13 protein-coding genes are annotated in these 12435 nt (G+C 35.2%); all 13 read right to left on the reverse strand.

From position 1 onward, the window contains the following. Positions 1 to 11: 11 nt before the first annotated feature. From NCE97_RS05455 to NCE97_RS05515, 13 genes are read right to left on the reverse strand one after another with little or no spacing between them, the layout of a single operon-like run. A complete protein-coding gene (locus tag NCE97_RS05455; RefSeq protein WP_353777932.1) occupies positions 12 to 1130 on the reverse strand; it encodes a glycosyltransferase family 4 protein in 1119 nt (372 codons plus the stop codon). Then, positions 1127 to 1813, reverse strand: coding sequence for an NAD-dependent epimerase/dehydratase family protein (locus NCE97_RS05460; RefSeq protein ID WP_353777933.1), 687 nt, complete (start codon positions 1811 to 1813; stop codon positions 1127 to 1129). The genes NCE97_RS05455 and NCE97_RS05460 overlap by 4 nt, the downstream gene beginning before the upstream one ends. Further along, entirely contained in the window at positions 1813 to 2637 is an 825-nt protein-coding gene (locus tag NCE97_RS05465; protein ID WP_353777934.1) for a glycosyltransferase family 2 protein, read from the reverse strand. The genes NCE97_RS05460 and NCE97_RS05465 overlap by 1 nt, the downstream gene beginning before the upstream one ends. Continuing rightward, positions 2634 to 3515 (reverse strand): glycosyltransferase, encoded by an 882-nt coding sequence (locus NCE97_RS05470; RefSeq protein ID WP_353777935.1) that lies wholly within the window; start codon positions 3513 to 3515, stop codon positions 2634 to 2636. The genes NCE97_RS05465 and NCE97_RS05470 overlap by 4 nt, the downstream gene beginning before the upstream one ends. Next, the gene (locus tag NCE97_RS05475) at positions 3508 to 4314 is read right to left on the reverse strand and encodes a sulfotransferase domain-containing protein (RefSeq protein ID WP_353777936.1); all 807 of its coding nucleotides are present in this window, start codon (positions 4312 to 4314) and stop codon (positions 3508 to 3510) included. Before NCE97_RS05475 ends, NCE97_RS05470 begins: the two co-directional genes overlap by 8 nt. Next, positions 4311 to 5015, reverse strand: coding sequence for a WbqC family protein (locus NCE97_RS05480; protein WP_353777937.1), 705 nt, complete (start codon positions 5013 to 5015; stop codon positions 4311 to 4313). The genes NCE97_RS05475 and NCE97_RS05480 overlap by 4 nt, the downstream gene beginning before the upstream one ends. Then, a complete protein-coding gene (locus NCE97_RS05485) occupies positions 5012 to 6085 on the reverse strand; it encodes a DegT/DnrJ/EryC1/StrS family aminotransferase (RefSeq protein WP_353777938.1) in 1074 nt (357 codons plus the stop codon). Before NCE97_RS05485 ends, NCE97_RS05480 begins: the two co-directional genes overlap by 4 nt. Beyond that, positions 6082 to 6876: a methyltransferase domain-containing protein gene (locus tag NCE97_RS05490; protein WP_353777939.1), complete on the reverse strand. Its 795-nt coding sequence runs from the start codon at positions 6874 to 6876 to the stop codon at positions 6082 to 6084. The genes NCE97_RS05485 and NCE97_RS05490 overlap by 4 nt, the downstream gene beginning before the upstream one ends. After that, positions 6860 to 7861, reverse strand: coding sequence for a sulfotransferase (locus NCE97_RS05495; protein ID WP_353777940.1), 1002 nt, complete (start codon positions 7859 to 7861; stop codon positions 6860 to 6862). The genes NCE97_RS05490 and NCE97_RS05495 overlap by 17 nt, the downstream gene beginning before the upstream one ends. A gap of 1 nt (position 7862) precedes the next feature. Further along, positions 7863 to 9134 carry an ABC transporter ATP-binding protein gene (locus NCE97_RS05500; protein ID WP_353777941.1) on the reverse strand — a complete coding sequence of 424 codons (1272 nt, stop codon included), beginning with the start codon at positions 9132 to 9134 and terminating at the stop codon, positions 7863 to 7865. Positions 9135 to 9177: 43 nt separating this feature from the next. Next, positions 9178 to 10029, reverse strand: a complete 852-nt coding sequence (locus tag NCE97_RS05505) for an ABC transporter permease (protein ID WP_353777942.1) — start codon at positions 10027 to 10029, stop codon at positions 9178 to 9180. A gap of 4 nt (positions 10030 to 10033) precedes the next feature. Next, complete coding sequence (locus NCE97_RS05510) at positions 10034 to 11023, reverse strand: SDR family oxidoreductase (RefSeq protein WP_353778267.1); 990 nt, start codon at positions 11021 to 11023, stop codon at positions 10034 to 10036. Then, positions 11023 to 12312 carry a nucleotide sugar dehydrogenase gene (locus NCE97_RS05515; protein ID WP_353777943.1) on the reverse strand — a complete coding sequence of 430 codons (1290 nt, stop codon included), beginning with the start codon at positions 12310 to 12312 and terminating at the stop codon, positions 11023 to 11025. Before NCE97_RS05515 ends, NCE97_RS05510 begins: the two co-directional genes overlap by 1 nt. Positions 12313 to 12435 lie beyond the last annotated feature (123 nt).

Below are 12435 nucleotides of genomic sequence, written 5' to 3' on the forward strand. Positions count from 1 at the left end.
CTATATAATAGCTATTTTGGATTAAGCACCTCTAAGATATGAGAAGATAGGATATCTATATGTTTATCTAAGGAAAAATTGTCTTTTACATATTGCTTTCCAGCATTGCCAAATTGTTTGATTGTATCTTCATCGCCTAACAATTCCAAAATCTTTTCTGCCATCTTATGGACATCGCCTTCTTCAACCAAGAAACCCGTTTCATTATTTACAACAACCGACGGAATGCCTGCATGGTTCGTAGATACGATTGGCAAACCGGCTGCTGATGCTTCCAATATTGCTACTGGTGTACCTTCACTATCGCCACTTTTTGCTATGACTGAGTGCTGCACAAAAATACTTGAGTCTCCTAAAAGTTGTTTCTGTGTCTCTTGATCAATTCTGCCTTTAAATTCCACTCTATTTGCAATATCTAAATCATCAGCTAGTTTCTGGCATGTTTCGAGAAGTGGTCCATCGCCTGCCATAATCAGTTTGGCTTCGGTGTTTTTTTTGGCAACTATAGAAAAAGCTTCTATGGTAAGATGAGGCGCTTTTTTATCTACAAATCTGCCGATAGCGAGTAAGTCTTTGTGCTTATAGCTTGGAGATATCTCAAAAAAATCTGTTCTCGGCCCTATAGGTGAATACACGATTTTTGAGCTTTCGCAGCCAAAATCTTCTACAGCATTTCGCATGTGTTTAGACACGACAAAAACTTTTGATACATATTGCATCAAAGCTCTATACTTGGCATCATAAATTTCTAAAATATTGTATTGGGATATATCATACCCTAAAGCTGTAGCCACTAAAGGAATCTTTAAAGATTTGCATACCTCTATGGTTTCAGCAGCTGTGATTAGATATTCAGCAAAAACCAAATCTGGCTTTTCTTTAATCAAAATACGTTTTAGCCAGTATGCTCTAAAATCTTTCTTTGGAATACCCAAAAAACCTCTGAGCACATTCCTAAAACCAAACCATTTCTTCTGCAACTTTGTTGGTAGGTTACTAGATTCTAGGTGTGGAAAATTTCCACCATATATCACCACGCTTTCATATGGCAAAGACGCTATATGGTTTTTAATAAAGGTCTCTGCTTTATTTGCTTCATTGGGTGATAATATGGCTATTTTGTATTTCAATAATATGTTTTGAGTAGATGTTTTAAATAACTAACGCCTTCTCCTTTTTCATTGACTAAAGGTTCAAGAAACGTAGAAATTGCTGATGTATCTATATTGAACTTATTTCCTTTTTCTACAAGCTCCATATTTGCCTTAGTCTCTAAGTGTTCTTCAATGGCAATTACGATATCCACAACCTGTATTGCTGAAACCCAAGCTACATTAATAGTCCTTCTAGAATAGTCTGCTTCAATCAATCCATCTACAATAACTTTGACGTCTTCCTTGTCTATAATATTGCGTTCACTATTTTTCCAGAGTTCAATGAGTTGTTGATTTTTAACAGCATTATACAAATAGTTGATTATGGTGCCTTTATTGCCATTTGGACCAACTACATTGGGAAGTCTAGCTATTAAAAAATCACTGCAATGCGCTTCTATATAAGCTTCTAAAGCTAACTTATGTTTTACATAGGGTCGTGTATTTATAGAATCATCTGTAACGCTACAGGTACTAAAATATACGAGTTTGGAGTTGGGATGTTGCGTAATGGCTTCTTCCAAAAGCTTCGCTTCTCTTTGAAAAACTTCGTCATTTGTTTCTAAAGAGTTTGAAACTCCTGAAGCGAAAATCAGTATTTGCGCATCGTTCTTGTAATGTGCAAACGTTTTTGCCATTAAACCGTTTCCTATGACCATTACTTAACTATACCTTTTATTTTTTTGAGTGGCTTTTCTAATTTGATAGCAAGCTTAATAAGTTTTCGTTTTTGAATTGCTTCATAAGCTTCTTTATAAGATGCGCCATCGATGATTTTCTCTCTTAGCTTTTTGGCTTGTTGCAATTCGGGCTTTTCAAACATGTATTCGATAAGCATATCTCTATTTTTATTAGAGTTTTGCAGCATAGAGTCTTCCCTTACTCTATAATCAAAGGCTAAATCGTTAATGTATTGAAACTGCCAGCCTTTAAAGAATAAACGCATATTGATGTCCCAATCTTCATAACCCATTACTGGCATCTCTCCATCATAACCGCCTACGGATTCCCAAGCGGCTTTTCTGAGCAGTACACAGGCATCGATATAGTTTTTGTAGATTAATCTAGAAATATCAAACTCTCCAATCGTCACAAGACCATTGGAAACACCAAACTGGTGGTTGTCTCCATAAACGACACCAACTTGGCTATTTGCCTTCATGATTTCTATCCCTTTATCTATATATGCGCTTCTGAGTTTATTATCTGCATCCAAAGGAACTACATAATCGGCGTTACTTTCTTTAACTCCTATATTTCTGGTATTTCCTAAGCCCTTATTTTCTTGATGAATAATCCTAACGCGTTCGTCTTCTATACCATCTAAAACAGACTTGGTAAATCCATTATCATTGGAGCCATCGTTAACAACAATAATCTCTATTTGATACTTTCCTGTGTAGTCTAAAACGGATTGAACAGCCTCTAGAACGAAGCTTCCCATATTATAACAAGGAATGACTACACTTATATCTGGTTTCATAGATTTATAACTAATTTGAGACGATGATAAATATAATAAGCTTTACTCTTCAAAGGTGATTTTTTGAACTTTAATTTTGAAATCTTCCTAACAACTTTTAAGCGCTTTTTGTCAACAACTTTGCGTTCTTCACTGTTCAAACTCGCTCTAATGATTTTATAAAAGGACAAATAGTTTTGTTGTGCTTTTATTTCTGAAATACCAGAATAAATACCTCTATCGTGAACTCTATAAACCGACATTGTATCCTCTATACAGTGTATTAGACCAGAACCTGAAGCTAGTTTATACAATCCCATATCTCCGAAAGGGATTTTATAAAACCAATTTGGAATCGTAAAACCCTCTGGCTTTCGCAATACAACACTTGCCGTAGTAATAAAATTATAATGTTGTAGAAGTTCTATGTATTTGAACCCCTTAAGATCTACCTCTTCTGGAATTGGGTGTAATTCTAGTTGTTCTGCTTTCAAGGTATTTGCTCTATTGAAACAGATATTGATATCATCATGTTTTTCTAATATATCAACTTGTTTCTGAAGCTTTAAGGGATCAGTCCAATAATCGTCTCCTTCGCATAAGGCAATATATCTTCCTTGACAAGCCTTTAGGTTTTCCGTGAAATTATGTCGTCCTGTAGCTCTTCCATTAATATGAATTACATCGTCTCGTGAACGAAGACTTAGCTTAATATTGCTGTGCTTTTCGGCATAAGCAATGCATATTTTCCTTGTACCATCAGTGCTTTGATCTTCTCCTAGAATAATCTCGAATGGAAAATTAGTTTGCTGCATCAAAATGCCATCCAGGCATTGTTTAATATAATCAGCTTGATTATAGGTTTGAACACAGACAGAAACCAATGGCATATTATTCATCTAAAAATCGTTCTAAATTGGTTCCTTTAAGGTCATTGGCAACATAGCTAATAACCTCTTCTGGTAAAGCTTTCCAGTCTTTGTTATTGCGCTTTACTTTATAGACAGAGTAAGCATCGCTTTGATTTGTACTCTTACTTTCACTTATGAAGCGCTCCGTTTGATCAGAAAATTCAAGTTCTAGAAAAGAAAAAATATTGTTCGTAACGGTTGTGGTGTCTTCTAACAATTCTTTGTAAGTAATCAATCGTACACGGTCGTTATTTTGTTCTTGAAGGTTAAGAAATAAATTGCTTGTGTCTTTCCATTTTTGATAACCATAAAACGATTCTGGTTTGTTCTCGTTCTTTTTTTCAGCATGAAGCCACTCCTCTTCAAAATTCCATCCTAAATCTTTTCTAAACTCTCTTGGTGCTTTATACCAGCTACTCAAAACTTCTAGTGGATGTCTTATGAGTAATACTAGTTTTAAATCTTCAGAATTGCGCATTAAATTCTCAAGGATGTGATGATATCGCACCTCTTTATAGCAAATATGGGTAATCTCCCTTTTTTCAAATTTTGGTATAATACCTTTCTCAATGGCTTCCGTTTGATTGATAAAATCATCTTTTGTCTTGAGAAGCTCATAATAAAAATCGTTTATCTGCTGACTACTAGATTGATCATCCAAGAAATCTTTTAGAGCATAAGAAAACAATGGCTGATAGCAGTACTTGACATTCTTACTACTGTTAAACAACTGTCCTAACCATGTAGAACCACTTCTTGGTGCGCTATGTATTGCTACTTTGATCATTCTAGCGTGAAATCTTCAAGCATCTGAAGAATGGTATCGGTATCATTAAACATTAAGACATCTATTATGGATAGTGACGATACGAATTCATTCTCAAATTGTTTATAGGGTCTTAGGTTACTATTTACAAATTTCAGTTGAAGACCTTTATCTTCAAACTCTTGCTTGGTATAAAGATCCTTTCCTCCAATGGCATTGACATAAGTCTTAGCTCCTACTTGATTGGAGATTTCGATAAGTCTTTCGGTACGATTCAGATTTACAGTATCTGAATATTCAACTGAACTATACTGAAAAGCGGTCTCTAACTTCAAATACTCAGAAATTAGTTTTATACTTTCTGAAGCAATATCAGCAATGGTTTGTTGGTTAGTATCCATTAACAATGGCTCAATCGTATTCATAATCTCGCCATAAAAAGGAGCTTTTTTATAAGCGTGCTCCAAGGTATGTATCAGCTTCTTGCGTTCAGGTAAATCAAAATTCAAAAATGTCTTGTTAATACGTTTATTTTGGCTGATAGATTTACAAGGAATTGAAAATGTATGTGCTTGATTGTTGAGTAAAATTCTATTCCTGTTTATAAACCCCTTCTTTACAAAATTGACATCGTCATAAAACACAAAAGTATCGACAGCATCAACCAAATGAAAATATCCTAAATAAGGAAATATATATGGCTGCATGATCGCTACTTTCATATAGTCTCATTTATAATGCTACAAATTGTTTCTACTTCTGCCTTTGATAATTGGGTATATAAAGGCAAGCACAATACTCTGGACGCAATACTTTCACTAACAGGACAATTGAATGATTCCTTGATATATGGTAGCTTATTTAGTGACGGAAAGAAATAACGTCTTGGATAAATCTCATTTTTATTTAATGCGTCTTTTACTCGTGTTAGCTGTGCTTCTGATTCAAATACTACGGGAAAATAACTATAGTTCCACTGTGTGCCTTCGCGTATTGAAATAAGTGTTAACGATGCATCTGCTAAAAGTTCACTATAGAGCGATGTTATGGTTTTGCGCTTTTCAATAATCTCATCTAAATATGGCATTACAGAAAGCCCCATAGCTGCTTGTATTTCGCTCATTTTAGCATTGATACCAAGTCCATGAAACGCCTCTTGTCCTTTGTGCCCAAAATTATGATGGAAGTACATTTTATCCCTTAAATGCGGTTTGCAAAATAAAGCACCTCCTTCTCCCGTATGGAATAGTTTTGTGGCATGAAAGCTAGATGTACTTACATCTCCATAGTCAAATAAGCTTTGTCCCTTGTACTTAACGCCAAAACAATGTGCTGCATCATAGATTACGCTAAGATTATGTTTTTCAGCAATAGCTTCAATGGCTTCTACATTGCAAGGGTTGCCATACACGTGGGTTGCTAAAATCGCTGTGGTTTCTTCGGTAATGGCTGCTTCTATCTTGGTTTCATCAATCGTAAAATAATTTGGATCGATATCAACAAAAATAGGATTACATCCTTCCCAAAAAATTGTAGATGTTGTTGCTACATAACTAAATGGTGTTGTTATGACATCCCCTTTAACGTCTAATGCTTTTATCGCAATCTGTATGGGTAATGTACCATTGGTCATGGCTATTACAAAATCTGTATCTAAGTAAGCATTAATCTTATCTTCCAGAAGCTTCACTAGGCTTCCTCTGTTGGTCAACCAGCCACTATCCCATACTTTCTCTAGCCAGGAATTGTACTCTTCTATAGGTGGTATGAAAGATTTTGTAACTGGAATCATCTACTTTTTTTTACTAAATATAACACTGAACTTTCTCTTATCCCAAGCTTTTCGAAAAGCTCTAACCCAAAAGTATTGCTTGCGTCTAATTGGTTAAGGTCAAATCCTGCATTAGTAATTCTTGTTGTAAAATCGGACTTGGCAAAAAGTCTTAAATGATCTGCTTGTCCATAATGCTTCAATCGTTCTTCGTCTGTTTTATGGCTTGGGTCTTCTACAGTATGTTCCAATGTAGGGATAATTGGCACCATAATAATGCCTTCACCTCCAACTTTTAAAATTCTTTTTAATTCTGAAAGTGCTTTATCTGGGCTATTGACATGTTCTAAAACATGAGAACAAATGAAGAAACCGAATTCATTATCCTCGAAGCAATTCATGTCTTCAATATTTGCATGAATATCTACATCTGGCATTTCTAAATCTGTAGTTGTCGTCGTAAACGATTTTGACAGATAGTGTTTTTCTAAAGGCCAGGATGGCGCAATATGCAGCAGGCGTGTATTCTTTTCGGTTGGAGTATAAAAATTCTTCAAATAAGCCGCATAAAGTCTATCTCTGTCTGAAGCTCTACAATTGGGGCAGGAATATTCTTTTACATTGAGATGCTCGTTTTGCCCAAAGTAAGGATAGCCATTTCGTTCTGCATTATCTCTATACTCATCTGGTAATGGTAAAAAATACTTCAACTTATTATCGCAAACTGGGCAATACTTATCTCCTCCAAGGTATTCTGGTTTGGCTTCAATGTTGAGTATTTTCTTGACTTTACGCTTAAGCTGATTTAGCATTTTTTGCTTCTTCTTTTAGGGCATTTAATAGTTCTAGTTTTGAAGTTAGCGACGCCATATTATCATTCATGAATTTCGAATTAGCGTCTTTTGCCTTCTTTCTTTTGTAAGGTAAAATATATCTTCTATATAAGCTTAGTTTATACTTCCAAATTCCAGAGGTATCTAACTCATAACCCAATCTCGTCATATCATCTTTACACAAAGACTCAATAATCTTTATCTGCCCTTTATCTAACTTCTCTCGGTATTTTTTGCTGTTACTTTTTATAATTGGTTGCGATAAATTCTTCCACAAGGCATTGGTTTTTGACTCCTTGTTATCCTTGTTTGTACTGAAGCAAGCTTCTTCTGCTTCCAACCCAACATAAGCGAGTAACTCGGTCATTGTCTTTTTTGTATTTTCAATCAGCTCTTCATAGCTTAGCGAAAACATGTCTATTTCCTTCTGAAGCGACCTCACTTTTGCTTGCTCTGTCCGCCATTTCATAGCAATATCAAAGGCAGTATGTAAAAACAAAGGTGTTTTTAGCCAAGACACAGCTTGGTCCCTTGGGTCTCTATAAAGGTAGATAAAATATGTCTCATCCTTTTCATTGTCTAGAAGCTGTATATCATTTACAAAATAGTACAAGTCATTGTCCTTTGACACATAATGTGGCTTTCCTTCTGCCTTTGCATAGCTCTTGTGTATCGCATCAAAAGCTGTCTCTAACGAATTTACATTATAATCTCTTACAACAGTTTTTGGACCAATTTGAAACTCCCAATTCGTATATTCATGATTGGCTGATCTTAAAAAATGCTCGATAAGTCGAGTTGCGTTGTCTTCTTTATTAAGATCTCCATAAAGATTTATATTTGGCTTGAAGGTATTGAAAAAGTGAACAGCCACAGGTGCAGATAATTGAGAATGATTACCCAACAACACTCTTAATAAATTAGTTCCGGAACGTTCTGAAGCTAGAATTATAAGTCGTTTCATATTATTCCTGCTTCCAATTAGACTTTATTCGTAATGGTGTGTTTAATTTTCCCATCCAGGCTCCTAGTTCTTTCTTGGCATCAATAACATGGAATGATAAAATATCGGTTAGATTGAAAATAATCTTGTTCTTGTTTTCAACTAATAAGACATCTGCCATAAACTGATTTGCACTAAAAAAGAATTCGGGAAACTCTACTTCGAACTTAAGTTCTCCTATTTTGCTTTCATTATCAACATCTGAACTAAATATGGTTGATGTGGTCAGAAAAAAGTTGCCTCGCTCATCTTTCAATTTTAAAGTAGCGTCTAGCTGATACGCTTCTTTCTTATTGACAACAATACTAAATGTAATTGGTTTATCTAACGCGAGGATGTCATCTTCATCTTCAGAAAAGACCTGTATTGCATTTACTTGCAATTTTTCATTATTGAAATCTTCTAAACTACGTTTAGAAACTGCCTTAACACTATCTGCTTCACTATTATTGTTTAGGTAATAATTTATCGCCTGATCTGTATTGCCTTCAAAAGAAATTTTACCATGCTCGAGCACTACTGCTCTTGTACACAGACTCTTTACTGCAGCCATATTATGACTAACAAACAATACTGTTCTTCCATCTCCTCTACTTATATCTTGCATCTTATTGATGGCTTTTTTCTGAAATTCGGCATCTCCTACAGCCAATACTTCATCCACTACCAAGATATCTGGTTCCAAGAAGGCAGCAACTGCAAATGCTAAACGAACACGCATTCCGCTACTATAGCGTTTTACAGGAGTATCTACATAGCGTTCACAACCACTGAAGTCAATTATTTCTGATTCTTTCTGACGAATTTCAGATTTTGTCATGCCTAAGATTGCGCCGTTGAGATATATATTCTCTCTGCCTGTAAGCTCTGGGTGAAAGCCTGTACCCACTTCTAGTAAACTTGCAATCTTTCCTTTTGTCTTTATCTCACCAGTTGTAGGACTTGTAACGCGACTAAGAATTTTCAATAGAGTACTTTTACCTGCACCGTTCTTACCAATGATGCCCAAGACCTCGCCTTTAGCAACTTCAAAATTAATATCCTGTAAAGCCCAAACGTAATTACTCTCTCCTTTTGTACTCCTGTTATTAACTTCTCCAATCTTTAGAAATGGATCTTCTTTACCTCTAACACGATACCAAAAACGTTTTAAGTCATCACCCAATGTACCAACACCTACAAGACCTAGACGGTATTGCTTGCTAATATTTGTTGCCTTTAAAATGATGCTCATGAAGCTATTATGTAATTTGATTAATTGCTAAATTTTGGACTCTCTATACTGTATCGATAAACGTTTTTTCGGTTTTATTAAATATGATAATTCCCAAGAATAAAATGACTATGGTTACTCCAAGGGTATATCCTAATCCAAATTTACTCAAGTTTCCTGTTCCCAACAACATGTAGCGCGATGCCTCTATGACATACGCCAAAGGGTTGTATTCAACTAGCCATGCAAACTTTGGCAGTTTCTCACGCATTAATGCTAATGGATACATTACCGCAGAAATATACATTAGCAGTTGTATTCCAAAATTGAGTAAATATTTTAGATCTCTATACTTGGTTACTAATGATGATATAATCATTCCAAGACCTAAGCCCAATAATCCCATGACTAGGATTAAGACTGGGAATAAGATTAAACTTTGATCTACTTGAATAGATGCACCAGACAGTTTGTAATAAATATAGAATCCAATAAAAATAAGCAGTTGAATCCCAAACTTAAACAGATTGGATATAATGACAGATATCGGTGATACTATTCTTGGAAAATATACCTTGCTAAAAATATTAGCATTTGCTCTAAACGTGTCACTTGTTGATGTTAAGCAGGTTTTAAAATAATTCCAAGTAGTAATTCCTGCTAAATTGAATAAAAAAGGCGGAACGGTTCCCGTTTCTATATTAGCAACTTTATTGAAAATTATGGTAAATGTAAGGGCAGTAAGTAGAGGTTGAATTAAATACCAGAGTGGCCCAAGAACTGTTTGTTTGTATACCGTTGTAATATCTCGTTTTACAAACAACAGCAAAAGGTCTCTATACCTCCAAATCTCTCTAAAATTGAAATTGATAAGGCTTCTTTTGGATGATATTGTATAAAGCCACTTATCTTCCAAGATATTATAGTTTTTTGTTAAAATAATCCCACGTTATCTCTAATCCTTTTCTAACTGTATATGTTGGATTATAACCCATTAATTTACCTGCCTTAGATATATCTGCTAACGAATCTCTAACATCGCCTTGCCTAGGAGGACCATACAATGCTTCTACATCTGAATTCGCAGCAGTTTTTAAACTATCCCATAAATAGTTAACACTTATACGTTCTCCGCAAGCTACATTAAAAACATTATTAGCTGCATCTTTACTTGCAAAAAAGCCTCTTATGTTTGCCTGCACAGCATTGTCTACAAAAGTAAAATCGCGTGTTTGCTCTCCATCACCATTAATTGTTGGTGATTCACCATCTTTTAAGGCTTGCATAAACAATGGTATTACTGCTGCGTAAGCACCTTTAGGGCTTTGCTTTGGACCAAAAACATTGAAATAACGTAATCCAATAACATCTACATCATAGGTTTTACCGAAAACATCAGCATATAATTCGTTAACATACTTGGTCACAGCATAAGGTGATAAAGGCTTGCCTATAGCGTCCTCCACTTTTGGAAGTGTTTTACTGTCTCCATAAGTAGAACTTGAAGCTGCATACACCATACGTTTTACTGTTGGACTGTCTTTAACAGCTATGAGCATATTTAAGAATCCACTGATATTGACATCATTTGATGTTTTTGGATCATTGATTGAACGAGGCACAGATCCTAGTGCGGCTTGATGGGAGACATAATCGATATCTTTCACAGCTTCAATACAAGTGTCTAAATCTCTGATATCACCTTCAATAAGTTCAAACCTTGGATCAGATTCAAACTCTAATATATTCTCCCTATAACCATTAGAAAAATTATCTAAAACTCTAACTTTTTTAGCATTATACTTTAGGAGATATTCTACTAAGTTCGCCCCAATAAAACCTGCTCCACCAGTAACTAAGAATGAATAATTAGATAGCTCTTCTTGTGTATGGTAAGGTGTGCTATACATCATAATCTGGCGTCAACTGTGCCTTTTGGTAAAAGCGATTTTACATCAAAAACTACAGTAGTATCTTTTCGTAAATCGGATAAATTCAACTCTAAAAATTCTTTATGAGATACCGCTAAAATAATAGTATCGTAAGACTCTAATAAATTATCTGAAGTAGTGATTAATTCTAAACCATACTCATGTCTTACTTCTTCTACTGAGGCCCAAGGATCATAAACATCAACATCGACATGGTATGTCTCTAATTCTCTGATAATGTCTATTGCTCTAGAGTTTCTAATATCTGGACAGTTCTCTTTGAATGTAATTCCTAAAACTAATGCTTTAGAGCCTTTGATTCTCGCTCCTTTCTTAATCATCATCTTCACGGTTTCCTGCGCAACATAGCTTCCCATACTATCATTCATTCTACGACCTGCCAGAATAATTTCTGGCTCATAACCGCTTTCTATAGCTTTTTGAGCCAAATAATATGGGTCTACACCTATACAGTGTCCACCAACAAGACCTGGAGTGAACTTTAAAAAGTTCCACTTGGTTCCTGCGGCTTCTAAAACATCTTTTGTATCTATGTTTAAAAGCCTGAAAATTTTAGACAATTCATTTACAAAGGCAATATTGATATCACGCTGAGAATTCTCAATAACTTTGGCTGCTTCAGCAACTTTGATAGATGGCGCTAAATGGGTTCCTGCAGTAATTACTGACTTGTAAAGCTCATCAACCTGCTTAGCAATCTCTGGTGTTGAACCAGAAGTTACCTTCAATATTTTCGTTACCGTGTGTTCTTTATCACCTGGATTGATTCGCTCTGGAGAGTATCCTGCGAAAAAGTCTTCATTGAATGTTAAACCAGACTCCTGCTCTAAAACTGGCACACAAATATCTTCTGTTACACCAGGATATACTGTCGACTCGTAAATAACGATATCTCCCTTTTTGAGAACCTTTCCAACAGTTTGACTTGCCTTAATGAGAGGCGTAAATACTGGCTTATTTAAAGCATCCGTAGGAGTTGGCACAGTGATAATAAAGACTGAAGCATGTTTAAGATCTTCTGCTTCGCAAGACACAAATAATCCCTCATTATTTGCCGAGTCCGTTAGTACTGATTTCAAATGGTCTTCTTCAACTTCTAGTGTAAAGTCATTACCAGATCTCAATTCTTCAACTCGTTTTCTGTTAATGTCAAATCCAATAACATTATATTGTTTGGCAAATTCAACTGCTAACGGTAATCCAACGTAGCCTAATCCTATAATAGCGATATTCTTAGGTAAATCCATCTAAATTATTTATCAATTTTTTAAACAGCCCCAAAGCTAAATAAAAACTTGGGGTTTTTAACATTTTTTTAGTTGATATGTATAATAAATTCGTGAGTACTTATTTGAGAAGCCTTTAAGCCA

The sequence above is a fragment of the Winogradskyella sp. 3972H.M.0a.05 genome (assembly GCF_040493455.1).
Classification (GTDB): domain Bacteria; phylum Bacteroidota; class Bacteroidia; order Flavobacteriales; family Flavobacteriaceae; genus Microcosmobacter.